Annotated in this window: 1 protein-coding gene; it reads right to left on the bottom strand. The window is 63.3% G+C overall.

Annotation, left to right across the window (positions count from 1 at the left end; translation table 11 throughout):
* The coding region (locus tag EOD29_RS32890) for an FtsW/RodA/SpoVE family cell cycle protein (RefSeq protein ID WP_164764001.1) at positions 1-259 on the bottom strand (259 nt) is incomplete at both ends.

The following is a 259-nucleotide window of genomic DNA, read 5'->3' as shown; positions in this document are numbered from 1 at the left end:
GAAGACGATGCCGAACTCCTCCGCCGCGACCGAGAAGATGAAGTCGGTATGCGCGTCCGGGATGATGCGCTTGACGATGCCTTCGCCCGGTCCCTGGCCGAACCAGCTGCCGCGGATGATCGCCTCGCGCGCGGTATCGATCTGGAACGTATCACCCTCGCCGGTCATGAACTTGTCTATTCGGCCGGCGACGTGCGGAAAAACGTAATAGGCGCTGAGCAAGCCGCCGGCGCCGCCGATACCGAGCAGCATGATCCAG

The sequence above is a fragment of the Mesorhizobium sp. M1A.T.Ca.IN.004.03.1.1 genome (genome assembly GCF_003997555.1).
Taxonomy (GTDB): domain Bacteria; phylum Pseudomonadota; class Alphaproteobacteria; order Rhizobiales; family Rhizobiaceae; genus Mesorhizobium.
The sequence above is the reverse complement of the archived record's forward strand: the minus strand, read 5'-3'. Positions and strand labels throughout refer to the sequence as shown.